This is a genomic window from Azohydromonas caseinilytica, from assembly GCF_012927045.1.
GTDB lineage: Bacteria > Pseudomonadota > Gammaproteobacteria > Burkholderiales > Burkholderiaceae_C > Azohydromonas > Azohydromonas caseinilytica.
The window spans coordinates 34,153-60,050 of the sequence record NZ_JABBFW010000015.1; the positions used below are offsets into that span (position 1 = coordinate 34,153).

Consider the following 25,898-nt stretch of genomic DNA (forward strand, 5'->3'; position numbering starts at 1 on the left):
GATACCGACTGGCCTGCTTGCGGCCGATTCGGGGACCGCCTGGGTTCCCGCCTGCGCGGGAATGACGGAACAGAGGGCGTGGCGTTTCAGCCTCCGGACCACGGTGAGGCCACTACTCGTCCCGGACAGCAATGCAGTCCGAATGGGGTTGTCCGCGTTCGGGAGTTCCATCTGGTCCCTCTGAGCGGCAGCTACGCGAAGCTCGCATCCACCAGCTCCTGCATGGCCTGCAGCAGCACCGGGTCGTCCGACAGCGGCGCCAGCAGCGCCACGCGGCAGGCGGTGCGCGGGTCGGTGCCGGCGGCCACCAGCCGCGCCGCCGCGACCAGCAGCCGCGTGCCCGGCACCTCGGCCAGCCCCTGCGCCTGCAGCTGCCGCAGCCGCTGCGCCAGCTGCACCAGCGCCGCCGCGTCGCTGTCGGCGCAGCCCGATTCGCGCTGCACCACGCGCGCCTCCTGCGCCGGCGCGGGGAAGTCGAACTCCAGCGCCACGAAGCGCTGCCGCGTGCTGGGCTTGAGGTCCTTGACCAGGCGCTGGTAGCCCGGGTTGTAAGACAGGACCAGCATGAACTCCGGCGGCGCCGCGAGCTGCTCGCCGGTCTTGTCGATGGGCAGGATGCGCCGGTGGTCGGTGAGCGCGTGCAGCACCACCACCGTGTCCTGGCGCGCCTCCACCACCTCGTCGAGATAGCAGATCGCCCCCTCGCGCACCGCGCGCGCCAGCGGCCCGTCGTGCCAGGCGGTGCGGTCGTGGTGCACGAGATAGCGGCCGATGAGGTCGCTGGCCGCCAGATCGTCGTGGCAGGCCACCGTCACCAGCGGACGCCCCAGGCGCCAGGCCATGTGCTCCACGAAGCGCGTCTTGCCGCAGCCCGTGGGGCCCTTGAGCAGCACGGCCAGGCGCTGCGCGTGGCAGCGCTCGAACAGCGCGCACTCGTCACCCTGCGCCAGGTAGAAGGGCGCCTCGCCCATCAGGCCGGCCGGCGCTGCGCGCCCACGCGCGCGGCCGCCGCGGCGGCAGTGGTGGCGGGCTCATCCTCGGCCAGCACCTGCAGCCGCGGCGCGTGGCGGAAAAAGTCCCAGATGAACAGCCCCGCGCCCACCGTGAACAGCCCAGCCGTGGCCATCAGCATCAGGAAGTGCACCTGGATCTTGAGCTGCGCGTCCAGGTAGCCCAGGCCCATGATGCGCTCCAGGTACACCTGCGCGATGCCGGCGGTGGCGAAGGACAGCGTCATGCCGAACATGCCCACGAGCTGCAGCCAGAAGGCCCAGTAGCCCAGGGCCGTGCCCTGCTCGGGCCGCCCCGGCGCGAACGCGGGCAGGGCGTAGCTGATCATGGCCATCACGATCATGGCGTAGGCGCCGTAGAACGCCGCGTGGCCGTGCATGGCCGTGACGAGCGTGCCGTGCGTCCACTGGTTGACGCCGGGCCAGGTGTGGGCCAGCCCCAGCAGCCCCGCGCCGAAGAGCGTGAACACCGCGCTGCCCAGCGTCCAGTGCAGCGCCAGCGTGTTCGGATGCGCCAGCCCCGAGCGCCGCAGCGCGGCGTAGGCGTACATGGCCATGCCCACCAGCGCCAGCGGCTCCAGCGCGCTGAACAGCCCGCCGATGGGCAGCCAGTAGTGCGGCACGCCCACCCAGTAGTAGTGGTGCGCCGTGCCCAGGATGCCGGCGATGAACACCAGCCCCACGATCACGTAGAGCCACTTCTCCATCACCTCGCGGTCGGCGCCGGAGAGGCGGATGAGCAGGTAGGCCAGGAAGCCGCCCTGGATCATCTCCCACACGCCTTCGACCCAAAGATGGATCGTCCACCAGCGGTAGAAGATGCTCACCGTGTAGTTGTCGAAGTCCAGCAGCGAGGGCAGGTACAGCACCGCCGCGCCGGCCAGGCCCAGCAGCAGCACGCCCTCGGTGGCCGTGAAGCGCCCGCCCTTGCGGATGGTCATGAGGACGTTCCACAGGAACATCAGCATCACGACGACGATCACGAGCTTGTGCGGCAATGGTTGCTCCAGCAGCTTGTTGCCCGTGCCGAAGCGAAACAGGTAGCCGATGACGGCCGTCACGCCCATCACCACCCACAGCGCCAGCTGCACGTAGGCCAGCTTGACGCTGTAGAGCTCGGTGCGGCTCTCGTCGGGCACCATCCAGTAGGTCGCGCCCATGAAGCCCGTCAGCACCCACACCACCAGCAGGTTGGTGTGGATCATCTTGGTGACGTCGAAGGGCAGGATGTAGAGCAGAGGATCGGGCCCCAGGTACTTGGCCGCCGACAGCAGCCCGAACACGAGCTGCAGCCCGAACAGCAGCATCGCCACCGCGAAGTACCAATAGGCCACGGCCTGCGAGCGGTATCTCATGGCGTCTCCCTGTGCTCACTTGAGCGTGGCGAGGTACGCCACGAGCTGGTCGATCTGCTGCGGCTGCAGGCTGCTGCCGTAGGTGTTGGGCATGAAGGACTGGCCGTTGGCCGAGTACATCGCCCCGGGCACCAGGTGCGCGCTGGGCTGCACGATGGACTCGCGGATGTAGCCCGCGGCGTCGCGCGCGCCGCCCTTGTAGCCGGGGTCGGCCACGGTCTGCGCCGCGCGCGTGGCCAGGCCCGAGAGCGACGGCCCGGCCAGGTTCACGCCCGGGGCCACCGAGTGGCAGGCGTTGCACGCGGGCTGCACCGAGCGGAACAGCGCCTGGCCCAGCGCGATCGGGTCCTGCTCGGGCGTGACCGGCCGCGCCCCCGGCGGCAGCGTCTGCGGCGTGCCGGGGCTGGGGCCCTGGCGGCGCTGCTCGGCGCTGAGGTCGGTACCGGGGATGGTTGCGCCGGTGACCAGGATCGGTCGCGGCGGCCAGCCCTGGTTGTCCACCTTGCTGACCCAGTCGAGGAACACGATCAGGTCCTTGATCTCCTGCTCCGACAGGTTCTGCCGCGGCATGAGGCGCCGGTGGCGCTGCTCGTCGTAGAAGCGCGAAGGGTCGCGCATGTAGGCCGTGAGGTAGGCCTCGCCGCGGTGCTGGGTGATCTTGGTCAGGTCGGGCGCGTAGTACGCGCCCTCGCCGAACAGGGTGTGGCAGTTGATGCAGTTGTACTTGTGCCAGACGTCCTTGCCGGACACGACCTGCGGCGTGAGGTTCTGGGCGTTGGTGAGCTTGTCGAACTGCCGGTGGCTGTCCAGCGTCAACGCCCCAAACACCAGCGCGGACAGGGCCGTGGCACCAATGGCGAAGAAACGTGCTCCGCGCTTGTCCATCGGCCGCCCCTACACGCCGATGCCGGCCCAGTGGGCCATGGAGACATAGGCGCCCCAGCCCATGGCCAGCGCCATGAGCGCCAGCACCACGGCGGCCGCGGCCTTGAGCGGGCCGTGGCCCTTGGTCGGTGTGTCCATCGAGAGGCCTCCCGAGTCGCGGCCGGAGCGCCGCGGCCCGAGGCGGCAATCCCTATGCCGGAAATGGGCTATCTCGTTCATTCGGGTGGGCCGCGTTTGGGGGCGCTGCGGTGGCGGGACCGGCGCCGCGCCGCTGCCGTTCCGGGGGTAACCGCCCTGGCGGGACGGAGATGGGCCGCTGCACCACACTGCGGGGTTTGCCTTGCATGGAGAGATCGATGCCCCGCCGCCTGGCCCTGTTGTCGAAGCTGAGCCTTGCCGTGCTGGTCGCCTGGCCGGCCGCCGCCAGCGCCGACTGGCGCACCGCCAGCCGCGAGCCGGTCGGCCTGGCGCCGGACCCGGCGCAGGTGCGGGAAGCCATGGTGCAGGTCTACGGCGCCCGCACCGTGGGTACCAAGGGCTGGTTCGGCGTGCACACCTGGGTGGCCGTGAAACCCACGGCCGCTCCCGCCTGGACGGTGTACGAGGTGGTGGGCTGGCGGCTGCGCTGGACCGACAACGTGGTGGTCCGGCGCGAGGGCGCGCCCGACGCGCGCTGGTTCGGCTCGGAGCCCGAGCTCTATGCCGAGAAGCGCGGCGCCGGGGTGGACCAGCTCATCCAGCGCATCGACGCCGCCGTGCGCAGCTATCCCTACGCCGGCGAGTACCGGGTCTGGCCCGGGCCGAACTCCAACACCTTCACCGCCTGGATCAGCCGCGCCGTGCCCGAGCTGGAGCTGGACCTGCCGGCCACGGCCATCGGCAAGGACTACCTGGGCAGCGCCCTCTGGGGCACCGCGCCCAGCGGGCACGGTTTTCAGTTGTCGCTGGGCGGGCTGTTCGGCGTCGCCGCCAGCCTGGTGGACGGCGTGGAGTTCAACCTGCTGGGGCTGAACTTCGGCCTCAGCCCGAACGGGTTGAAGCTGCCGCTGGTGGGACGCATCGGCAGCTACAGGCCCGAGCCCGCGCCGGGTGTGGCGCAGGCGGCGCCGGGGCTGCTGGGCGGGCCGGACGCGATGTGAGCGGGCGCGGCGAGCTGTCGGCGCCTCCCCGCGCCGTGACAATGCGGTCAGCCTTCAAGGTCATTTCCCACTGACCATCGGCCGCACTCCGCATGCAACGCCTGATCGCCGAATTCCGCCGCCTGTTCCTCCTGCCCGCCGACGCCGACGCCGACCCGGCCGCGCTCGAACACCAGCTCCACGCCCAGGACGCACCCGCCGCAACGCTCGTGGACGACCAGGGCCGGACGCGGCTGATGGTGATCGGCTTCGACGGCGTGAGCCGCGGCCAGGGCAGCGCGCACTGCGCCGCGCTGCTGCAGCTGGGCAAGGCGCTGATGGAGGAGCTGGGCCTGCCCGAACCGGCCTTCTCCGTGAACGGCCGCGAGGGTTTCCAGCTGTGGCTGCCGCTGGCCGAGCCGGTGCCGGTGGGCGAGGCGCAGGCCTTCCTGGCCTTGCTGCAACAAAGCTACTTCAAGGATCTGCCGGCGGTGGGCCTGCATCCCGCCGAGGGTGAACAAGCCGTCGGGGAAGCGCCCACGGTGGCGCTGCCGCCGGGCCTGCACCGCGGCACGGGGCTGTGGGCGGTGTTCATCGCGCCGGGGCTGGCGCCGTCCTTCACCGAGGAGGCGGGCATCGACATCCCGCCCAACCTCGACAAGCAGGCCGAACTGCTGGCGCGGCTGGAACCGATCCCGCTGGACGCCTTCAGGGAAGCCGCCGGGCGGCTGCGCCAGCGCCTGGCGCCGCCGGCCGAGGCGCCCACCCGACCGGCGCAGGGCATGGAAGCGTCGCAGGGGGCCGCTGAGCCGACGGCCCTGGCTCCGACCGACACCGCGGCGCCGGCCAACCCGGTGCCGGGGCCGCTGGCCGGGCTGCGCCAGGAGCTGTTTCACGCCCTGGCCCGGCCGGCGGGCGCGGCCGTGGTGCCCACGCCCTTTCCGGGGCTGACGGCGCTGCTGCATGGCGGCTTCCGTGGCGGGCGGCTGCTGGCGCTGCTGGCGCCGCCCAGGGGCGGCAAGACGACGCTGGCCGCGATCTGCCTGGAGCACGCGGCGGCGCAGGGGCACCCGGCCCTGTACGTGGGTTACGACATGGCGCGCGAGCAGCTCGTCCAGGCTGCCCTGGCGCGCCGGCTGGGCCTGGACGCGCGGCGCATCGAGGCGCGCTCGCTCACGGCCGAGGAGGCGCAGCGCGTGGCTGCGGCGCTGGAGGACTACCTGGCCCGGGAAGGCCAGTGCCTGGAACTCTGGGAGGCCGGCGCCGCCACCACGCTGGCCGAGGTCGCCGCGTGGGTGCGCCGCGCCCGGGCCGCGCGGCCCGGGCGCGTGCCGCTGGTGGTGATCGACCCGCTGCCGCTGCTCAGCACCGGGGTGGCCGCCATCGACGCGCATCCGGACCCGGCTCGGCGCCCCTTGGCGCTGGCGGCGGCCTGCAAGGACCTGGCGCGCGGCACCGGCGCGGCCGTGCTGGTGCTGCGCGCGCTGGACCACCCCGTGCCGTCCGAGGCGGCGCGGGCGCTGTCCGAGGTCCGGGCCGTGGTTCCGACCGCCGACACCGTGCTGGCGCTGGAATCCGAGCACGCGAGCGACCCGGCCAGCCAGGCCCGGCCGCTGCGCCTGCGGCTGCCGGGCCACCGTGTCGGCTCGGCCGAGGTGACGCTGCGCCACGACCCGGCCTGCCACGCGATGGAGGAAATGCCGCGGCCGGGCGCCGTGGCGGTCGAGGAGGGTGCCGCGGCGGCGCTGGAGGTGTTCCGCCGCCACGCGCAGGCGCCCGTGCCGCCCGGGGCCACCTGAGCCACGCGACGGTGGTTGAGCCGGAAACGAGGCTCAGGGCCTGATCCCGCGGCGCCGCGCGGCGTGCAATGCCGGACGCTGCGCCGGGATATAGCGAAGCCGTAAAATGTCCAGGCCGGTGCCGCGGAAATGCGGTGCCGGCAAGCGTTCTCAGGGCGGGGTGCAATTCCCCACCGGCGGTATCCGCGGCTTGACCGCGGGAGCCCGCGAGCGCCCGGTGCCTCCCGGCACCGGGGTCAGCAGACCTGGTGAGAAGCCAGGGCCGACGGTCACAGTCCGGATGAAAGAGATCGCGTTTGCCGTGGTGGCTGGCCGCATGGCGGGCTGCTGCGTGAGCGCGTGCATGCGCCCTGATTCTGGCCACCGACGTCTTTCCCGGACCCATGAATCAGTCTTCTGCTTCTTCCTCCCAAACCACCGCAGCCGGGCTGCGCATCGCCGTCGTGAGCGCCTCCTGGCACCGCGACATCGTCGAGCGCGCGCACGAGGGCCTGGCCGCCGAGATGGTGCGCCAGGGCGTGGACCCCGCCGCCACGCTCACGCACATCGCCGTGCCCGGTGCGTTCGAAATCCCGCTGCACGCCAAGAAGCTGGCCGAATCCGGCTGCTTCGATGCCGTGATCGCCTGCGGGCTGATCGTCAACGGCGGCATCTACCGCCACGAGTTCGTCACCAGCGCCGTGATCGACGGCCTGATGCGCGTACAACTCGATACCGGCGTGCCGGTGTTCTCGGCGGTGCTCACGCCGCGCGACTTCCACGAGCATGAGGAGCATCGCGCCTTCTTCGCCAGCCACTTCGTGAAGAAGGGCGAGGAAGTGGCCTCCGCCTGCCTGGCCACGCTGCGCAGCCTGCGCCAGCTCGACGCGCTCACGCGCTGATCCGGCGCGCGGCGTGATGCAATGCTTACGCCACGCTTCACGCCGCCCCGGGCGACCGCTACCTTGACGACCATGAAATCCGACTCTCCCGACTGCCTCCAACCCTGCGTCGAGCGCGGCCCGAGTGCGCGGCTGCCCACGCCGCACGGTGAATTCATTCTCGAAACCTGGTTCGACCGCAGCGCCGGCGTGGAGCACCTGGCCATCCGCAAGGGCGAGCTTGCCGGCGCGCAAGGCGTGCTGGCGCGCGTGCACTCGGAATGCCTCACCGGCGACCTGCTGGGCTCGCTGCGCTGCGACTGCGGCCCGCAGCTGCAGCTGGCGCTCGCGCGCATTGCCGAGGCCGGCCAGGGCGTGGTGGTCTACATGCGCGGCCACGAGGGCCGCGGCATCGGGCTGGCGCAGAAGCTGCGCGCCTACGCGCTGCAGGACCAGGGCCTGGACACGGTCGATGCCAACGTCGCCCTGGGCCATCCGGTCGATGCCCGGCGCTACGAGGCGGCGGCGGCCATCCTGAAGCAACTGGGCGTGCGCTCGATCCGGCTCATGAGCAACAACCCGCTCAAGCTGCTGGCGCTGCGCGAGCAGGGCATCGACATCGTCGAGCGCGAGCGCCACGAGGCCGGCGCCCATCCGCAGAACTCGGGCTACCTCGCCACCAAGCGCGAGCGCCTGGGGCACCTGCTGCAGGAGGCCGGCGTCGCCATGCCGGCCGCGCCCGCCGAGGCCGCGCCCCTGCCGCTGTCGGGCGAAGCGCTGGCCGGCTGACCGCTCGGGTGTGCCGGTGCGCCGCTCCGCGCGGTGCCGCCGGCGCGCTCATTCACCATCCGAATTGCTCTGTATCAAAGGCCTGCGCCGGTCCGGGGAACCCGGGCCGCGGGCAGGGCCTCCACTCCTGCCATGGAGCCTTGCCGCGCACCCTGCGCCGGGGGCTCGGCGCCACGCCGCCAAAGGAGCAATGGATGTCCCTGCACGAGATCGATCCCGTTACCCGCGCATCTTCAGCGCCACCCCCGGCCCGGGAGCATGAGCCGGGGAGGGCGTCGCGCGCGTCGGGGTCGGGAGCGCAGGGCGTGGCCTGGCACGCGGCCGATGCCGACGCGGTGCTGGCGGCGCTGCAGTCGGGCCCGCATGGCCTGAGCCAGGCCGAGGCGGCGCGGCGGCTGGCGGCGAACGGGCCCAACCGCATGCCCGAGGCCGAGGCGCCCAGCCTGCTGCTGCGGCTGGCGCGCCAGTTCAACAACCTGCTGCTGCAGATCCTCATGGCCTCGGCGCTGGTCACGGGCCTGATGGGGCACTGGGTGGACAGCGCCGTCATCGGGGCCGTGGTGCTGCTCAATGCCGTCATCGGCTTCGTGCAGGAAGGCAAGGCCGAGAAGGCGCTGCAGGCCATCCGGCACCTGCTCTCGCCGCACGCGGTGGTGCTGCGCGACGGCCGCCAGCATGACGTCGCCGCGGCCGATCTCGTCGTCGGCGACATCGTGCTGCTGGCCTCGGGCGACAGCCTGCCCGCGGACGTGCGGCTGCTGCAGGCGCGTGGTTGCCGCATCGACGAGTCGGCGCTTACCGGCGAGTCGGTGCCGGTGGACAAGGCGCCCGAGGCCGTCGCCGACCACGCCGCCATCGGCGACCGCCAGTGCATGGGCTACGCCGGCACGCTGCTGACGCAGGGCCAGGCGCGTGCGGTGGTGGTGGCCACCGGCGCCGACACCGAGATCGGCCGCATCGGCCGCATGCTCGCCGCCGTCGAGGAGGGCACCACGCCGCTGCTGCAGAAGATGGCCGTCTTCAGCCGGCAGCTCACCTTCGTGATCCTGGGCGTGGCGGTGCTGCTGTTCACCTTCGGCACGCTGGTGCGCGGGCTGCCGGTCAGTGACACCTTCATGGCCGCCGTGGGCCTGGCGGTGGCGGCCATTCCCGAGGGCCTGCCCGCGATCCTGACCATCACGCTGGCCATCGGCGTGCAGCGCATGGCGCGCCGCCATGCCGTGATCCGGCGCCTGCCGGCGGTGGAGGCGCTGGGCTCGGTGACGGTGATCTGCTCGGACAAGACGGGCACCCTCACGCGCAACGAGATGACCGTGCAACAGGTCATCTGCGCCGGGCGGACGCTGGAGGTCGAGGGCGCCGGCTATGCGCCCCAGGGCGCCATCAAGCTGGACGGGAGCGCGCTGGACCCGGCCGGCCTGGCCGAGCGCGCTCCGGCCGCGGCCCGCCTGGCGGTGGCCGCGGCGCTGTGCAACGACGCCAGCGTGCACGAGAGCGAGGGCCGCTGGCTGCTGGCCGGCGACCCCACCGAGGGCGCGCTGCTGACCTTGGCGATGAAGGCGGGGCTCAATCCGGCGGAGCTGCGCATCGAGCGCCCGCGCCTGGAGCTCATTCCCTTCGAGTCCGAGTACCGCTACATGGCGACGCTGCATGCGGGCGCCGGCCCCGGGCCGGCGGCCGAGGCCTTCGTCAAGGGCGCGCCCGAGCGGGTGCTGGCGATGTGCGCCGCGCAGCTCGGGCCGCAGGGGCGCGAGGAGCCGCTGGACCTGGCCTGGTGGCAGGCGCAGGTCGAGGCCCAGGCCCGCGCCGGGCGGCGCGTGCTGGCGCTGGCCTGGCGTGCCTTCCCGGAGGCGCGGCGGGACATCGACCATGGCGACATCGCCGCCGGGCTGACGCTGCTGGGCCTGGTGGCCATCATCGACCCGCCGCGCGAGGAGGCGGTGCGCGCCGTGGCGCGCTGCGCCGAGGCCGGCATCCGCGTGGTGATGATCACCGGCGACCATGGCGTGACGGCCAGCGCCATCGCGGCCCAGCTCGGCATGGGCGAGAACCTCCAGGCCGTGACCGGCCCGGAGATCGAGGCCGTGGACGACGCCGCGCTGCGCCGCGTCGTGGCCGACACGCGGGTGTTCGCCCGGGCCAGCCCCGAGCACAAGCTGCGCCTCGTGCGCGCGCTGCAGGCCCGCGGCGAGGTGGTGGCCATGACCGGTGACGGCGTCAACGACGCCCCGGCGCTCAAGCAGGCCGACGTGGGCGTGGCCATGGGCATGAAGGGCACCGAGGCGGCCAAGCAGGCCGGCGCGATGGTGCTGGCCGACGACAACTTCGCCTCCATCGCCCATGCCGTGGAGGAAGGGCGCACCGTCTACGACAACCTCAAGAAGACGGTGTCATTCCTGCTGCCCATCAACGGCGGCGAGTCGCTGACGCTGCTGCTGGCGGTGCTGCTGGGCGTGGCGCTGCCGATCCTGCCGGCGCAGGTGCTGTGGGTGAACATGGTCAGCTCCGTGGCCCTGGCCATGGTGCTGGCCTTCGAGCCCACCGAGGCCGACGTGATGCGCCGCCCGCCGCGCCCCAGCGGCGAGCCGCTGCTGTCGCGCTTCCTGGTCTGGCGCATCGTGCTGGTGTCGGCGCTGTTCCTGGCCGGCGTGTTCGGCATGTACGAGTGGATGGTGCGCCAGGGCGCCGACGTGGAGGCGGCCCGCACCGCGGCCGTCAACACGCTGGTGTGCATGGAGGTGTTCTACCTGTTCAGCGTGCGCTACCTGAAGGCGCGCTCCTTCACGCTGCAGGGCGTGCGCGGCACGCCGCGGGTGCTGCTGGCCGTGGCCGGGGTGTTCGCCCTGCAGCTGCTGTTCACCTACGCGCCGTTCATGCAGGCGCTGTTTCACACCGAGGCGCTGGCGCCGGCCGTGGGCCTGCGCATCGTGGCCGTGGGCGTGGCGCTGCTGGTGGCGCTGGAGCTGGAGAAGGCGCTGCTGCGGCGCCTGGGCGCGCTGGACTGAGCCGGGCCGCCGGGCGCGCAGGCCCGCCGCCCGGGGCCCGCGGCAGCGGGCCCCGGGCCTTCACGGCGCGGCTGCGGGCGCCATGGAGCAATGGCCCGTCAGCGGATCACCAGCACCGGCGTGCTCGTGTTGGCCATCACGTTCGTGACCACCGAGCCCAGGATCAGGTTGCCCAGCGCGCTGTGGCCGTGCGAGCCCATGATCAGCATGTCGTAGCCCTCCGAGGTCGCCAGCTGCGAGATCACGTCGGGCGCGCGGCCCACCAGGCCCTTGAAGCTCACCTCGAAGCCCCGTTCCTGGAGCTGGGCGCGGATCGGCGCGATGACTTTCTCGATCTCCTGTTGGTAGTAGCCCTCGATGTCTTCCCTGGGCAGCATGCGCTTGACCTGCGGCGGCACCGCCGGGGTGACGTAGAGCACGGTGTACTGGTGGGCCTTGCTGAACAGCTCCTCGTGCGTGGCCAGGTACTCCAGCACCTTGGTGGTGGAATCGCTTCCGTCAACGGGCAACAGGATCTTCATGTCACTCCTCATGGCAGGTTGGATGGGCCGCCGTGCCGCGAGATAGGGCCTGCGGGCCCCGACGGGCAAGACGGCGGCCCGGGTTCGACAGCGCCGGCCGGGGCCAGTTCCTGCGCCGGCCGCCCGCGCGTACGGAGGGCCCGGGCCGGCGCAGCGCGTCACCGCCTTGCGCGGAGGTTTCTCAGTCGAGCGCGCGGTTCCTCGATTCGATATCCACCATCCGGATCGCGACCGCCGCCACCACCAGGAAAGACGAAAGCAGGAACAGTGCAAGCGTGAATCGGGTCGCCATGACCGGCGCGATGAGGGCCGGGGCAAACAGGCCGCCGAAGCGTGCCACCGCACCGGCGGCGCCCATGCCGCTGGCCCTCAGATCGGTCGGATAGACCTCGGGCGTGAAGGCGTAGAGCGCGCCCCAGGTGCCCAGCAGCGCAAAGCTCATCAGCAGCGTGGAGCCGACCACCAGGGCCGGAGCCTGGCCCAGGCTGTAGAGCAGGCAGCCCACCGCGCTGAGAAGCAGGAAGCCGATCAGCGTGGGCTTGCGGCCCCAGCGCTCGACGCCGTAGGCGGACAGCGCGAACCCCGGCAGTTGCACCAGCGCCAGCAGGATCAGAAACACCTGGCCCCGCATGAAGCCGAAACCCTGGCCCGCCAGCTTCACGGGCAGGTAGACGAAGACGCCGTAGTACGCGATCGAGATCAGCATCCAGGCGGCCAGCAGGCAGAGGCTGCGGCGCCGGTAGCCGGCCGCGAACAGCGCGAAGACCGATTTGCGCTCCATCCGCTGAGGCGTCAGGGTGCCAATGTCCACGGGCACCCGATTGGCGGCCGCCACGCGCTGAAGCACGGCGCGCGCCTCCGTCGAGCGCCCTGCCTTGTGCAGATAGAGCGGGGACTCCGGGATGAAGAAGCGGCAGACCACGCCGACCAGGGCCGGGATGCCGGTCACGAAGAAGATCAGCCGCCAGGCATCCGCGCCCCGCGACACCGCGACCAGGGCCAGGACGGCGAGCAGGATCGTGCCGACGGCCCAGAAGGACTCCAGCAGCACCAGCCAGCGGCCGCGCCGGTCGGACGGCAGGAACTCGGCCATCATGGTGTAGTCGACGGGCAAGGTGCCGCCGACCCCGATGCCGGTGAGAAAGCGCAGGATCAGAAGCCACTGGAACTCCGGCGCAAAGGCCGACGCGACACCGCAAGCCGCATCGACGATCACCGACATCATCAGCACGGGGCGGCGGCCGATCCGGTCCGCCAGGCGGCCGAACACGAAGGCCCCGACGAGCATGCCGATGAAGAACAGCGTCCCGGTCTGCAGCGCCGTGGGCACGGGAATGCCGAAGGTCGCGGCGATGGAGGGCGCGGTGAAGCCGATCGAGAGCACCTGCATCGCGTCCGCCATCCAGACCAGGCCGAAAACGGCGAAGAGCCGGTACTGGAACCGGCCGACCCCGGCGGCTCGGATGCCTTGTTCGATGGTGATGCCCGGCGAGGCCGGGCCCTGCGGGTCGGGCCGTGATCCCAGGCGGGTCGTTGCCAGGGTGATGGAAGGTGGCGACATGGATCTGCCCGTCCTTGAACGTGGGTGCCGAAGTCGCAGGCCGCTTCTCCATCGGCGCGTGCCCGAAGGATCGAGATGGGAACGACCGCCCGCCATGACAGCGAAAGCCGGAGCGGGCCGAGGCTCATCTTCTTTTGGGGACTCCAGTCAACCGCATTGAGCTTGACCGCTCATCAGGCAGCTCCCGTGCCCGCAAGCTCAAAGGGAGCGAGACGGCGAGCTTCATGGCTGAAGCCCCTCGCCGATCGCATTCCACGGCGGCTTCTGCCTGATGGGGCCGTGGCAGGGTTGCCCGGAGGCGCGCACGTCGGTGGCCGTGCGCCCGTGCCTCAGCCCTTCCCGGGCCGGCGCGCAAGGATGCGCTCTCCCACCGGCTTGAGCCCATCGAGCAGCAGCAGCACCGACAGGCCCAGCGCCAGCGCCGTGACGAGCGAGGCGGGCTGCAGGGCGGCGAAATGGAACATCCCCCGCATCGCCGGCAAGCCAAGCACCACGGCCAGCAGCGCCGTGGTCAGGCCCAGCATGAGCCACAGCGCCTGGTTGGGCCGGCGCAGCGTCGGCCCGAGACGGGCGCGGAACGAGCGGCAGGCCAGAATCAACCCGAAATCCGCCAGCACGAGCGCCAGGAAGGCGCTCGCCCGGGCTTCGCCCTCGGCGATGCCGGTGCGCAGCAGGCCCATGTACAGCCCGGCCACCGCCAGCAGCACGCAGCCGCCCTGCAACAGGCTCCAGGCCATCGCGCCGAGGGAGAACAGCGGCTCCTCCACGGGCCTGGGCGGGCGGCGCATCAGGTCCTCCTCTTCGGGCTCGGCCTCGAACACGATCGAGCACACCGGGTCGATCACGAGCTCCAGAAAGGCGATGTGCACGGGCAGGAACAGCACCGGCCAGCCCAGCAGCAAGGGCAGCAGCGCCAGGCCCGCGATGGGCACGTGCACGGCCAGCACGAAGGACATGGCCTTGCGCAGGTTGTCATGGATGCGCCGGCCCAGCCGCACCGCCTTCACGATCGAGCCGAAGTCGTCATCGAGGAGCACCAGTGCCGCGGCCTCGCGCGCCACGTCGGTGCCGCGTTCGCCCATCGCGATGCCGATATGCGCCGCCTTGAGCGACGGGGCGTCGTTGACGCCGTCGCCGGTCATGGCCACCACCTCGCCCCGGGCCCGCAGGGCCTGGACGATGCGCAGCTTGTGTTCCGGCAGGACGCGGGCGAACACGGTGGTGCGGGCCACGCACTGGCGCAGCGCGGCCTCGTCCAGCGTGGCGATGTCCGCTCCCGTCATCACGGCCGGTGCGCTGTCGATGCCGGCCTGCCTGGCGATGGCTTGCGCGGTGCCCGGGTGGTCGCCGGTGATCATCACCACCCGGATGCCGGCCTGCCGGCATTCCTGGACGGCGGGCGCCACGCCAGGGCGCAGGGGGTCCGCCAGAGCCACCAGGCCGAGCAGTGACCACTGGAAGCCCAGGGGCGACTCGGGCCAGGCCGTGCCGACGGATTCCGCCCGGGCCACCGCCAGCACGCGCTGTCCGCGCTCGGCCAGCGTCTGTGCCGCCGTCCGCAAGGCCTGCAGCTCCTGGGCGGGCAGCCGGCACAGGCGGCCGACCGCCTCCGGGGCTCCCTTGGTCGCCACGATGCCATGGGCATCGTCGCCGGCCGACCAGACATGCGTCATGGCCGGCAGCTCCGCCGTCAGTGGGTACTCGTGCACCAGGCGCCAGTCCGGGTGCCGGCGGGCCTCGGGCAGCCTGCTGCGGGCGAGCTCGTGGAGCGCCTTCTCCATCGCGTCGAAGGGCTCCCGCTCGCTGGCCAGCAGCGCGACCTCGACCAGTTCGTGGAAGGCTGCGGGCAGATCGTCCTGCGCGGCGCTCCAGCCCCGCAGCGCGCCCGCATGCCAGGCGTGCAGCTCGGCAATGCTCATCCGGTTGAGCGTGAGCGTGCCGGTCTTGTCGGTGCACAGCACCGTGGCGGCGCCCAGGGCTTCGATGGCCGCCGAGCGGCGGGTCAGCACGCGTTGCCGCGACAGGCGCCAGGCGCCCGTGGCCATGAAGACCGTCAGGATCAGCAGGAACTCCTGCGGCAGCATCGACATCGCCAGCGTGATGCCCGCCAGCGCCGCGGCCAGCCAGTCGCCGCGCGTGAGGGCGTAGAGCAGCGTCGCCAGCAGGCTCACGCCCAGGCCCAGTGCCGAGAACACGCGCACCAGGCGCCGTGTCTGGGCATGCAGCGGCGTGGGCCCGGGATCGAGCCCGCCCAGCGTCAGGCCGATGCGGCCGATCTCGCTGTTCCTGCCGGTGGCCGTCACGCAGCCGACGCCCTGGCCGCCGACGACCAGGGTGCCGGCAAAGACCTGCGACGCCGCATTGGCGCCGGGGCGCGTCGGCGCGCCGGGCGCCAAGCCGCCCGGTGCGGCCACCCTGGCCACCGGCAGCGCCTCACCGGTCAGCAGCGATTCGTCGATGCTCAGGTCGTTGGCCGACAGCAGCCAGGCATCAGCCGGCACGCGGTCGCCTTCCTTCAGCACGATCACGTCGCCCCGCACCACTTCCGGCCCGGCAATGCGCTGGTGCCGGCCGTCGCGCAGGACCATGGCGCGGGGGCTGGTGAGATCGCGCAGCGCCTCCAGCACCCGTTCGGTGCGGCGCTCCTGGATCAGCGTGATGGCCACGATGAGCGCCACGAAGCCCAGCAGCATCGCGGCCTCGGCCCGGTCGCCCAGCACCAGGTACACCACGACCGCCGCCGCGAGCAGTTGCAGCATCGGCTCCCGCGCCACTTCCGCGGCGATGCGCCAGGTGGTGCGCCGGGCCGCCTGCGGCAGCGCGTTGGGGCCCTCGTCGCGCAGCCGGCGCGCGGCCTCCCGGCCGGACAGCCCACCGCTGCGGCGCGCCGGCTCTTGCGCCGCCACGGGGGCGTCCGGTGGCGTCAAGGGAGGGCGATTCGATGGACCGGACGCTGGCATGGTGTCCCTCCGTGGCGGCCGTTGCGGATGCCGGCAGGCGCACGTCAGCCGCCCGGGTCGGCACAATGATTCTCGACGCTCGCAAGCCTGCGCGGGACGGGCTGCGCGGGCTTGCCGTGCCGACGCGCACGGCGCTGTCGCACCCGCCAAGCGGAGGCCGTTCGTGAAGATTCTCGTCGCTGTTGACGGCAGTGCCTGCTCCAAGCGGATGCTGGCGCATCTGGTCAGTGAGGCCATGTGGCGCGGTGATTCGCACCAGTACACGGTCTTCCACGGCATCGAGCCGTTGCCGCATCGCGCAGCCGCCCTGGCTCCACCGCCCACCGTGCGTGCGCTCTACGACAGCCAGGCCGAGGCGGTGCTGCGCCCGGTGCGCACGTTCCTGCATCGGCACGGCATCGACGCCAGGTTCGTGCACAAGGTCTGCCGCCCCGCACGGGAAATCGCCCGGATGGCGGCCGTCCAGCACTTCGACCTGGTGATCATGGGCAGCCACGGCCATGGCCGCCTGGGCAACGCCGTGCTGGGCTCGGTCGTGACCCAGGTGCTGGCGCAGGCCAAGACGCCCCTGCTGGTGTTTCGCTGAAGAGGCTCGGTTTCCGGCCGTGGAGCGCTCCGGCGCCTTCCATGCCTCACCCGCGGGGGGCCTCGCCTTCGTGGGGCGGCTGCGACGCCCTTGCCTTGCTGCCGATCAAGTCCTGGGATGCCGGTGGGGTGACGATGGCCGCGACGTACACCCTGGGGCAGTACACATGAAGTTCTCTACCGCCTTGCTTCTTGCCTGCGGGCTCTTCGCGGGGGGCACCGCAGCGCAGGTGGCCGACGTCGAGCAGCTGCCGCAGCTCTACATCGAGGCCTACCGCAACGGTGACGCGGACCGCATCGCGTCGCTGTTCGCGCCCGACGCGTCCTTCATTCCGCTGCTGGCGCTGCCGCGCCTGCAGGGCCGCGACGCCATCCGCGCCTACTACCGGCGTTCGATAACCAACTCCAGGTCGCGCAACATCACGCCGACGAACCAGCTGGTGCAGGCCTACGGTGACGTGGTCGTGCGCTCGGCCGACATCCGCATCGACCAGGAGTTGCTCGACGGTCGCCAGGTTGCGACGCTGGCCCGGGTCAGCTTCGTCTACAGGAGGGAGCCGCAGGGGTGGTTGATCGTGCACCACCACCAGTCGGTACAGCCGGCCACGCCGGCAGCGGCGGCCTCGGCTCCGGTGCCCCGACCGTGAAATCCGTGCCGAGGCCGGTCGCCTCCTGGCGCAGGACTTGCGCCGGCGGCAGGCGCCGAACCCTGTGGCGTCGGCCATCCCTGGCCCGGGCGCTCCCTCAATTGCGAACGCTCAAGGCAGGGCCATCGGTTGGGCCCATGCTTCGCTGTCCGGCTCGTCGCCGTGGCGGCATCGCACAGCGTGCGCCAACGCACTGACCCGCAGATGGAACAGCTCGACCGCTTCCTGACCCGCACCCGCATCGCCTACTTCTCCATGGAGATGGCAGTCCGCCCGGAGATGCACACCTACGCCGGCGGCCTGGGCGTGCTGGCGGGCGACACGGCGCGCTCCTGCGCCGAGCTGCAGCTGCCCATGGTGTTCGTGACGCTGGTCAGCCGTGCGGGCTACTTCAAGCAGCGCATCACCGCGGACGGGCAGCAGCTGGAGGAGCCGGACTGGTGGCGGCCCGAGGGACTGTGCACGCCGCTGGACGCGATGACCGGCGTGCGCATCGGCGAGCGCAACGTGTGGATCAGGCCCTGGCTGCATGTGCTCAAGGGGCCCGAGGGCGGCGAGGTCCCGATCATCCTGCTCGACACCGACCTGCTGGAGAACGACCCCGCCGACCGCGAGCTGACGCACTGGCTCTATGGCGGCGACGACGCCTACCGGCTCAAGCAGGAGATCGTCCTGGGCCTGGGCGGCGTGCGGCTGCTGCGCGCGCTGGGCTTCGAGCTCGACACCTACCACCTCAACGAAGGCCATGCCGCGCTGCTGACGCTGGAGCTGTTGCGGCGCGGCGCCGGGCCTCGCGACCAGGCCAGCGGGGTGGGGCCGGTGTACGACATCGGGCAGGTGCGCGGGCAGTGCGTGTTCACCACGCACACGCCGGTGGAGGCGGGGCACGACCGCTTCCCGTACGAGCTGGTGTCCCGGCTGCTGGACAGCCCGGTGCCGCTGGGCGAGCTGCGGCACCTGGCCGGGATGGACGCCTTCAACCTGACCCAGCTGGCCATGCGGCTGTCGGGCTACGTCAACGGCGTGGCGCTGCGCCATGCCGAAACGACGCAGCATCTCTTTCCCGGCTATGTCATCCGCGCCATCACCAACGGCGTGCATGTGGGCACGTGGACGCACCCGGTCTTCGCGCACCTGTACCAGCAGCATGTGCCGCACTGGCAGCACGAGCCCGAGCTGCTCGTGCGCGCGCTGCTGATCCCGGAGGACGAGATCTGGCGCTGCCACCAGCTCGCCAAGGCCGATCTGCTGCGCCGCATCGCCGAGCGCACCGGCGTGGCGCTGGACCCCGCGCTGCCGCTCATCGGCTGCGCGCGGCGCATGACCGGCTACAAGCGCCCGCTGCTGCTGTTCCAGGACCTCGACCGGCTCGCGGCCATCGCCGCGAAACATCCTTTCCAGGTCGTCATGGCGGGCAAGGCCCATCCCCGCGACGGGCTGGGCAAGCAGGCCATACGGCAGCTGCATGAAGTCGCCCGCGCGCTCGCCGGCCGCGTGGCCTGCGTGTTCCTGCCTGACTACGACATGGAGCTGGCCCAGGCCATGGTGGCCGGATCGGACATCTGGCTCAACACGCCGCGGCCGCCGCTGGAGGCTTCAGGCACCAGCGGCATGAAGGCGGCGCTCAACGGCGTGCTCAACCTCAGCGTGCTCGATGGCTGGTGGGTGGAGGCCTGCATCGAGGGCGTGACCGGCTGGGCCATCGGCGAGGACCGGCACGACGAACCGGATGCCGTGGTCGCGCGCCATCTCTACGACAAGCTCGAAAACACCGTGCTGCCGCTCTACCACGGCGACCCCGAGGCCTGGCGCCGCCTGATGCGCCAGGCCGCGGCCCACATCGGCTCCCACTTCAACAGCCAGCGCATGATGCGGCGCTACGCCGCCGAGGCCTATCTGCGCTGACGGGGTGCGGCGACCCCTGCGACAGGTGCAACCAGCCGTCCTGGCGCAACAGCAGGTGGCGGTCGGGCGGAGCCACGCAGATGCGGCCCGGCGCCATGGCTTCGCCCTCGCGCGCGTGGGCGGCCGGCGCATGTGACTCTCCTGGAATCGCGGTTGCGGTCTGGCCCCGCGCTAGAGATGAATCCCCTTCATGAGCCGGGCCAGCGCCAGCTGCTCCGGCGTGGCATCGGCCGGGGTGCCGGACTCGCCGAGGGCGCGCCGCGACTCCGGGAACATGCGGTAGGAGATGTTCATCACCGCGTGGGCCAGGTGGGGTGACAGCAGCTGCAGCACCTGGGCGAAGACGCCCAGCGGCGTGGCCAGGTGCGCGGGGCGCTGGACCATGGCCTGCGCCACGAGCGCGGCGGCATCGTCGGGCGAGAGCATGGGCACGGAGCGGTAGACCTCGGTGGGCGCGCTCATGGCCGTGCGCACCAGCGGCATGTACACCGTGCTGAACTCGATGCCGCTGTCGGCGAACTCCGCCGCCGCGCAGCGCGCGAAGGCATCCATCGCCGCCTTGGACGCGACATAGGCCGAGAAGCGCGGCGCGTTGGTGAGCACGCCCAGCGACGAGATGTTGATCACATGGCCGCTGCGGCGCTGCTGCATCGCGGGCAGCAGCGCCAGCGTCAGCCGCAGCGCCCCGAAGTAGTTGAGGGCCATCACGCGCTCGAAGTCGTGGAAGCGGTCGTACGAGTGCTCGATGGCGCGCCGGATCGAGTGCCCGGCGTTGTTGACCAGCACGTCCGGCGCGCCGAAGGCTTCCAGCACCGCCGCCGCCAGGCGCTCCACCTGCGCCGCGTCGGTGAGGTCGGCGCGGTGGAACCACAGCCGCCAGCCCTGCGCGGCGAGCTCGGCCTGCATGCGGTCGAGCCTGTCCTGGTCGCGGTCCACCACCAGCACCGTGGCGCCGGCCGCGGCGGCCTTGCGGGCCGTGGCCTTGCCGATGCCGTCGGCCGCGCCCGTGATCAGCACCACCTTGCCGCCCAGCGCGCTGGCCAGGCCCTGGTCCAGGCGCAGCTCCGGGTCCAGGTGGCGCTCCCAGTAGTCCCAGAGCTTCCAGGCGTAGCCCTCCAGCGGCGGCACGCGGATGCCGGCGGCATCGAGCAGCTTGCGCGTCTCGCGGTTGCTGAAGCGCGTGGGATAGCTCACGAAGCGCATGGCCTCGGCCGGCAGCCCCAGGTCGCGCAGCAGCGCCGCCTGCAGGCGGTGCACCGGCGTGAGCAGCGCCAGCCCCTGGCGCACGCTCTGCGGCACCAGCTCGCGCAGGCGCGGATTGATGCGCAGCACGAACTTGGGCGCATGCCCGGCGCGCGCGAAGATGTCCAGGATCTCGCCGACGCGCCGGGGCTCCGGGTCGGTGAGGTGGAAGCAGCGCCCGTCCAGGCCCTCGCGGTGCGCCAGCTCGTCGAGCGCGTTCACCACGAAATCGACGGGGACGAGGTTCAGGCGCCCGCCTTCGAGCCCGATGGCCGGAAACCACGGCGGCAGCAGCCGGCGCAGCCGCTGGATGGCCTTGAAGAAGTAGTAGGGGCCGTCGATCTTGTCCATCTCGCCGGTGTCGGACTGGCCCACCACGATGCCCGGGCGATAGATGCGCCAGGGCAGCGGGCATTCGGTGCGCACGATGCGCTCGGCCTCGTGCTTGGTGCCGAAGTAGGGGTGATCGAGCTGCTCAGCCTCCTCGAACATGTCCTCGCTGAACGTGCCGCGGTACAGGCCGGCCGCGGCGATGGAGCTCATGTGGTGGAAGCCGCCGGCCCCGATCGCCTGCGCCAGGGCCACCGCATGCCGCGTGCCCTGCACGTTGGCCGCCACCAGGGCCTCGGCGCTGGCGCCCAGGTCGTACAGCGCGGCCAGGTGGAAGAAATGGCGCACGCGGCCGCGCAGCATCGCCGCGTCCTCGACGCTCAGGCCCAGGCCCGGCTGCGTCAGGTCCCCGGGCACGGGCACCGCGCGCGAGCGGTCCACGCCCCAGCGCGCATACAGCGCGTCGAGCCTGGCCAGGCTGCGCGGGTGGACCAGGAAGTAGACCGGGCCTTCGTCGCGCGCGAGCAGCCGCTCGACAAGCCGCTTGCCGATGAAGCCGGTGGCACCGGTGACGAACGATGCGTGTGCCATGGTGCCGGACATGCTCTTCCGCCGCGCCGTCGCGGACTTGCGCCACGTCAAGTTTGCGGCCTGCGGGCGTGGCATCGTCGTGTCCCGCTTGCGTCCCGGGCATCACCACAGGAGGCCGCATCGTCATGGCAGCGAAGCAATCCGGAGCAAGGCTGGTGCAGGCCATCGGCCATTCCGGCCAGGAAATCTGGCTGGCGGGCGTGGGGGCGCTCTACACCGCGCGCAAGGAGGGCAGCAGGCTCTTCGAGCTGCTGGTCGAGGAGGGCAAGGCCTGCACCAGCGCGTTGACCGGCGGCGGTGCCGAGCAGGTCCGCGCGCGGCTCGGCGGCGGCCTCGGCGGCCTGCAGCGGGGGCTGGAAAAGCGCGTGGCCCGGGCGCTTCAATCGGTCGGCGTGCCCAGCGCCCAGGAGGTCGGCGAGCTCTCCCGCCGCGTCGCCGAGCTGGACCGGCATGTGTCGGCATTGACCCGGCGCAGCCGCGCGAGCGGCGGTGTCAAGCGTGTCAAGCGCAAGATCCGTCCGTAAGCCGCCGGCACGCATCGGGCTGGCGCTGGCCGGCGGCGGGCCGGTCGGCGCGGTCCACGAGGTCGCCGCGCTGTGCGCGTTGCAGGACGGGCTCGCGGGCATCGACTTCGCCGCGCTGGACGTGTACGTGGGCGTCAGCGCGGGCGCCTTCGTCGCGTCGCTGCTGGCCAACGGCATCACGCCGCAGCAGTTGCGCCGGATCTTGGTCGAGGCCGATTCGGCCGAGCACCCCATCGACCCCAACGTCTTCCTGTCGCCGGCCGTGGACGAGCTGGCGCAGCGTGCCGCCATGCTCCCGGGCGTGCTGCTGGAGGCGGTGCAGCGCTGCCTGCACGGGCCCTGGGCCAGCCGCCTGGAGCTGCTGGCGGGCCTGGGGCGGCTGCTGCCGAGCGGATTGTTCAGCGGCGACAAGCTGGCCCGCTTCCTGGAGCAGGCCTTCGCCGCCGAGGGCCGCAGCAACGACTTCCGCCGGTTGCGCACGAAACTGCGCCTGGTGGCCACCGACCTCGACAGCGGCGAGGCCGTGGTGTTCGGCTCGCCCGGCCATGACGATGTGCCGATCTCGCGGGCCGTGCAGGCCAGCTCGGCGCTGCCCGGGCTGTACCCGCCGGTGCGCATCAACGGGCGCGACCATGTCGATGGCGTGCTGCGCAAGACCATGCATGCCTCGGTGGCGCTGCGCGAGGGCGCGCGGCTGCTGTTCTGCATCAACCCCATCGTGCCCTTCGATGCGCAGCTGGCCGCGCGCCGCGGCCATCCCTGGCGCGGCCGGCTGGTCAATGGCGGGCTGCCCACCGTGCTGTCGCAGGCCTTCCGCACGCTGATCCACTCGCGCATGCAGGTGGGCATGGCGGGCTACCCCGGCACCTACCGGGGCGCGCGCGTGCTGCTGTTCGAGCCGCCGCGCGACGACCCGCACCTGCTGTTCACCAACGTCTTCAACGAGGCGACGCGCCGCCGGGTGTTCGAGCAGACCTACCGCTGGACGCTGCGCGACCTGGCGGCGCGGCGTCGCGAGCTCACGCCCTGGCTCGCGCCCTACGGCATCTCCATCCGTGCCACGAGGCGGCCGGCCGCCGCGGCGCCGAACGGGCCCGCCGGCATGGACGTGGCGCAGCGGCTTGGCGGCACGCTCGACCGGCTGGAGCGCTGGATCGGACCGCGATGAACGCCGCCACCCGCCGTGCCCGGATGTCCGGCGTGGACACGGCCTGGCTGCGCATGGAACGGCCCACCAACCCGATGATGATCACGGGGGTGCTGGTGCTCAAAGCACGCCTGGACCCGGCGCGCCTGAAGCGGCTGCTGCGCGTGCGGCTGCTGGCCTTCGAGCGCTTCCGCCAGCGCCCCGTCGGGGATGCGGGCGACTACTGGTGGGAGGACGACCCGGATTTCGACCTGGAGCGCCACGTGCACCGCGTGGCGCTGCCGCGGCCCGGCGGCAAGCCGGAGCTGCAGGACCTGGTGAGCGACCTGGCCAGCACGCCGCTCGACGCCGGCCGGCCGATGTGGCAGCTCCATCTCGTGGAGGGCTACCGGCGCACCCGCAGCGCGCTGGTGCTGCGCGTGCACCACTGCTATGCCGACGGCGCGGCGCTCATGCAGGTGCTGCTGGCGCTCGCCGCGGCCGGCCCGAAGGCGCCGACGCGCGGCCAGGCAAGCGCCGAGCCGCCGGGCTGGCTGCCGTGGCTGGGCGAGCTCACCCGCGCCAGCACCGGGCTGTTCTTCGAGCTGCTGCAGCATCCGGGCAAGCTCATCGGTTACGCGCAGGCCGGCGCGGCCGCCATGGAGGAGAGCGTGCGGCTGCTGGCCATGGCGCCGGAGCCGCGCACGCGGCTGCGCGGCAAGCTCGGGCTGTCCAAGCGCGTGGCCTGGTGCGAGCCGCTGCCGCTGGACGCCGTGAAGGCCGTGGGCCGGGCGCTGGAGTGCACGCTCAACGACGTGCTGCTGGCCGCGGCCGCGGGCGCGCTGCGGGCCTACCTCGTCGCGCACCACGACCGCGTGCAGGGGCTGGAGATCCGCGTGGTGGTGCCGGTCAACCTGCGCGCGGCCCAGGCTGCGGAGCCCCTGGGCAACGAGTTCGGCCTGGTGTTCCTCACGCTGCCGGTGGGTGTGGCCGACCCGGTGCAGCGCGTGCGCGCGGTGCACGCGCACATGCAGGCGCTGCGCCACTCGTCGCAGCCGCTGTTCACGCTGGGCCTGCTCGACGTCGCCGGCCAGTCGCCGCGGCTGCTGCAGGAGCAGCTGGTGCAGCTGCTGGGCTCGCATGCCACGGCGGTGATGACCAACGTCCCCGGACCGCGGCGGCGCCTGCGCCTGGCCGGGGTCGAGATCGAGCAGCCGATGTTCTGGGTGCCGCAGGCGGGCGACATCGCCCTGGGCGCGAGCATCCTTTCGTACGCCGGCCAGGTGCAGTTCGGCCTGATGGCCGACGCGGGCACGGTGCGCGACCCGGAGCGCATCGCGGCCTACTTTGCCGGGGAGATCGGCCGGTTGCAGGAGGCCGCGGCATGGACAGGATCTGGCTAGAGCATTACCCGCCGGGCATCCCGGCGCAGGTGGACCTGGGCGCCTTCCAGACGCTCAAGGACCTCTTCGAGGACAGCTGCAGGCGCTTCCACGACCTGCCGGCGTTCACCAACATGGGCACGAGCCTCACTTACGGCGAGCTGGAGCGCCTCAGTGCGCAGTTCGGCGCCTTCCTGCAAAAGCGCGCGGGCCTGGGCCCGGGCGCGCGCGTGGCCATCATGCTGCCCAACCTGCTGCAGTACCCGGTGGCCCTGTTCGGCACGCTGCGCGCCGGCCTGACGGTGGTCAACGTCAACCCGCTCTACACCGCGCGCGAGCTGCGCCACCAGCTGCACGACTCGGGCGCGCAGGCCATCGTGGTGCTGGAAAACTTCGCGCACACGCTGCAGGAGGTGCTGCCCGACACGGCGGTGCAGACCGTGATCACCACCGGCCTGGGCGACATGCTGGGCCTGCCCAAGGCGCTGCTGGTCAACTTCGTGGCCAGGCACGTGAAGCACATGGTGCCGCACTGGCACATCGAGGGCGCCTTCGATTGGAAGCAGGTGATGGAACAGGGCGCGCAGCAGCGGCTCGACGCCGTGCCCCTGCAGCGCGACGACCTCGCCTTCCTGCAGTACACGGGCGGCACCACCGGCGTGGCCAAGGGCGCGATGCTCAGCCACGGCAACATGGTGGCCAACCTGCTGCAGACCTCGGCGTGGATCGGCGGCGTGCTGCGCGAGGGCGTCGAGATCGCGGTGACGCCGCTGCCGCTCTATCACGTGTTCTCGCTCACCGCCAACGCCCTGTTCTTCCTGAAATGGGGCGCCAACAACCACCTCATCACCAATCCGCGCGACACCGAGGGCTTCATCAAGGAGATCAAGCACCTGCGCTTCACCGCGATCACCGGGGTGAACACGCTCTACAACGCGCTGCTCAACGCCCCGTCGATCGGCGAGGTCGATGCCGGCGCGCTCAAGCTGACCGTGGCCGGCGGCATGGCGGTGCATCGCTCGGTGGCGCAGCGCTGGCAGGAAACCATGGGCGTGCCGATCATCGAGGGCTACGGCCTGACCGAGGCCTCGCCCATCGTCTGCGCCAATCCGCTCGACGCCAAGGAGTTCTCCGGCACGGTGGGCCTGCCGCTGCCGTCCACCGACATCAGCATCCGCAGCGAGAGCGGCGAGGAGCTGGGCCTCAACGAAGTCGGCGAGCTCTGCGTGCGCGGACCGCAGGTGATGAAGGGCTACTGGAACCAGCCCGCGGAAACGGCACGCGCGCTGACCCCGGACGGCTGGCTGCACACGGGCGACATGGCGCTGGTGAACGCGCGCGGCTGCGTGCAGATCATCGACCGCAAGAAGGACCTCATCATCGTTTCGGGCTTCAAGGTCTATCCGAACGAGGTCGAGGAGGTGGCCGCAATGCACCCGGGCGTGCTGGAAGCCGGGGCCATCGGCGTGCCCGATGCGCACTCGGGCGAGGTGGTGAAGCTGTTCGTCGTGCCCAAGGACCCGGCGCTGACCGAGGCGGCGCTGCTGGAGCACTGCCGCCAGCACCTCACCGCGTACAAGGTGCCGCGCCAGGTGGAGCTCCGTACCGCGACGCTGCCCAAGACGCCCATCGGCAAGGTGCTGCGCCGCGCCCTGCGCGACGAGGACGCCGCCCGGCGGTCCGCGCCGACCGCTTGACGAAAC

20 protein-coding genes and 1 riboswitch are annotated in these 25,898 nt (G+C 72.0%); of the genes, 12 read left to right on the top strand and 8 right to left on the bottom strand.

The features are described from left to right. Window positions 1–191: 191 nt before the first annotated feature. From HHL10_RS19205 to HHL10_RS31035, 4 genes are read right to left on the bottom strand one after another with little or no spacing between them, the layout of a single operon-like run. A complete protein-coding gene (locus HHL10_RS19205; protein ID WP_169162012.1) occupies window positions 192–971 on the bottom strand; it encodes a CbbQ/NirQ/NorQ/GpvN family protein in 780 nt (259 codons plus the stop codon). Continuing rightward, on the bottom strand, window positions 971–2,365 hold the full coding sequence (locus tag HHL10_RS19210; RefSeq protein WP_169162013.1) for a cbb3-type cytochrome c oxidase subunit I: 1,395 nt from the start codon (window positions 2,363–2,365) through the stop codon (window positions 971–973). The genes HHL10_RS19205 and HHL10_RS19210 overlap by 1 nt, the downstream gene beginning before the upstream one ends. A gap of 15 nt (window positions 2,366–2,380) precedes the next feature. Further along, window positions 2,381–3,250: a c-type cytochrome gene (locus tag HHL10_RS19215; protein WP_169162014.1), complete on the bottom strand. Its 870-nt coding sequence runs from the start codon at window positions 3,248–3,250 to the stop codon at window positions 2,381–2,383. A gap of 9 nt (window positions 3,251–3,259) precedes the next feature. Continuing rightward, window positions 3,260–3,388 (bottom strand): hypothetical protein, encoded by a 129-nt coding sequence (locus tag HHL10_RS31035; RefSeq protein ID WP_259373266.1) that lies wholly within the window; start codon window positions 3,386–3,388, stop codon window positions 3,260–3,262. A gap of 218 nt (window positions 3,389–3,606) precedes the next feature. On the opposite strand from HHL10_RS31035, the gene HHL10_RS19220 reads away from it, so the two are divergent. From HHL10_RS19220 to HHL10_RS19240, 5 genes are all read left to right on the top strand, one after another. Further along, on the top strand, window positions 3,607–4,389 hold the full coding sequence (locus HHL10_RS19220; protein WP_169162015.1) for a DUF3750 domain-containing protein: 783 nt from the start codon (window positions 3,607–3,609) through the stop codon (window positions 4,387–4,389). A gap of 92 nt (window positions 4,390–4,481) precedes the next feature. Then, on the top strand, window positions 4,482–6,167 hold the full coding sequence (locus HHL10_RS19225) for a DnaB-like helicase C-terminal domain-containing protein (RefSeq protein ID WP_169162016.1): 1,686 nt from the start codon (window positions 4,482–4,484) through the stop codon (window positions 6,165–6,167). Window positions 6,168–6,309: 142 nt separating this feature from the next. Further along, window positions 6,310–6,463: riboswitch (FMN riboswitch) on the top strand. An 87-nt stretch (window positions 6,464–6,550) separates the two neighbouring features. Continuing rightward, window positions 6,551–7,048: a 6,7-dimethyl-8-ribityllumazine synthase gene (locus HHL10_RS19230; RefSeq protein WP_169162017.1), complete on the top strand. Its 498-nt coding sequence runs from the start codon at window positions 6,551–6,553 to the stop codon at window positions 7,046–7,048. 72 nt (window positions 7,049–7,120) lie between these two features. Further along, window positions 7,121–7,816: a GTP cyclohydrolase II gene (gene ribA, locus HHL10_RS19235; protein ID WP_169162018.1), complete on the top strand. Its 696-nt coding sequence runs from the start codon at window positions 7,121–7,123 to the stop codon at window positions 7,814–7,816. Window positions 7,817–8,010: 194 nt separating this feature from the next. Beyond that, window positions 8,011–10,821 carry a cation-transporting P-type ATPase gene (locus HHL10_RS19240; RefSeq protein WP_169162019.1) on the top strand — a complete coding sequence of 937 codons (2,811 nt, stop codon included), beginning with the start codon at window positions 8,011–8,013 and terminating at the stop codon, window positions 10,819–10,821. Window positions 10,822–10,919: 98 nt separating this feature from the next. Here the strand turns inward: HHL10_RS19240 and HHL10_RS19245 are convergent, their stop codons facing one another. The 3 genes from HHL10_RS19245 to HHL10_RS19255 all read right to left on the bottom strand — a co-directional run bounded on the left by HHL10_RS19245 (window position 10,920) and on the right by HHL10_RS19255 (window position 15,809). Then, entirely contained in the window at window positions 10,920–11,342 is a 423-nt protein-coding gene (locus HHL10_RS19245) for a universal stress protein (protein WP_169162020.1), read from the bottom strand. Between the two features lie 181 nt (window positions 11,343–11,523). Beyond that, window positions 11,524–12,903: an MFS transporter gene (locus HHL10_RS19250; protein WP_169162021.1), complete on the bottom strand. Its 1,380-nt coding sequence runs from the start codon at window positions 12,901–12,903 to the stop codon at window positions 11,524–11,526. Between the two features lie 329 nt (window positions 12,904–13,232). Then, window positions 13,233–15,809, bottom strand: a complete 2,577-nt coding sequence (locus HHL10_RS19255) for a cation-translocating P-type ATPase (protein WP_310734633.1) — start codon at window positions 15,807–15,809, stop codon at window positions 13,233–13,235. Window positions 15,810–16,026: 217 nt separating this feature from the next. Here HHL10_RS19255 and HHL10_RS31040 point away from each other — a divergent pair, with 217 nt between their 5' ends. The 3 genes from HHL10_RS31040 to glgP all read left to right on the top strand — a co-directional run bounded on the left by HHL10_RS31040 (window position 16,027) and on the right by glgP (window position 19,000). Next, window positions 16,027–16,449, top strand: coding sequence for a universal stress protein (locus HHL10_RS31040; RefSeq protein WP_169162023.1), 423 nt, complete (start codon window positions 16,027–16,029; stop codon window positions 16,447–16,449). Between the two features lie 166 nt (window positions 16,450–16,615). Beyond that, on the top strand, window positions 16,616–17,095 hold the full coding sequence (locus tag HHL10_RS19265; RefSeq protein ID WP_169162024.1) for a YybH family protein: 480 nt from the start codon (window positions 16,616–16,618) through the stop codon (window positions 17,093–17,095). A 180-nt stretch (window positions 17,096–17,275) separates the two neighbouring features. After that, window positions 17,276–19,000: an alpha-glucan family phosphorylase gene (gene glgP, locus HHL10_RS19270; RefSeq protein ID WP_205833125.1), complete on the top strand. Its 1,725-nt coding sequence runs from the start codon at window positions 17,276–17,278 to the stop codon at window positions 18,998–19,000. 171 nt (window positions 19,001–19,171) lie between these two features. On the opposite strand, the gene HHL10_RS19275 is transcribed toward glgP, so the two are convergent. Next, window positions 19,172–21,163 (bottom strand): SDR family oxidoreductase, encoded by a 1,992-nt coding sequence (locus tag HHL10_RS19275; protein ID WP_169162025.1) that lies wholly within the window; start codon window positions 21,161–21,163, stop codon window positions 19,172–19,174. Window positions 21,164–21,288: 125 nt separating this feature from the next. Between HHL10_RS19275 and HHL10_RS19280 the strand changes: the two genes are divergently transcribed. Genes HHL10_RS19280 through HHL10_RS19295 form a run of 4 tightly spaced genes read left to right on the top strand, consistent with a single transcriptional unit; the run spans window position 21,289 to window position 25,892 of the window. Next, window positions 21,289–21,687 (top strand): phasin family protein, encoded by a 399-nt coding sequence (locus HHL10_RS19280; RefSeq protein WP_235971648.1) that lies wholly within the window; start codon window positions 21,289–21,291, stop codon window positions 21,685–21,687. Then, a complete protein-coding gene (locus HHL10_RS19285; protein WP_169162027.1) occupies window positions 21,662–22,855 on the top strand; it encodes a patatin-like phospholipase family protein in 1,194 nt (397 codons plus the stop codon). Before HHL10_RS19280 ends, HHL10_RS19285 begins: the two co-directional genes overlap by 26 nt. Beyond that, window positions 22,852–24,216: a wax ester/triacylglycerol synthase family O-acyltransferase gene (locus HHL10_RS19290; protein WP_169162028.1), complete on the top strand. Its 1,365-nt coding sequence runs from the start codon at window positions 22,852–22,854 to the stop codon at window positions 24,214–24,216. The genes HHL10_RS19285 and HHL10_RS19290 overlap by 4 nt, the downstream gene beginning before the upstream one ends. Continuing rightward, complete coding sequence (locus HHL10_RS19295) at window positions 24,198–25,892, top strand: AMP-binding protein (RefSeq protein ID WP_169162029.1); 1,695 nt, start codon at window positions 24,198–24,200, stop codon at window positions 25,890–25,892. Before HHL10_RS19290 ends, HHL10_RS19295 begins: the two co-directional genes overlap by 19 nt. Window positions 25,893–25,898: the final 6 nt, after the last annotated feature.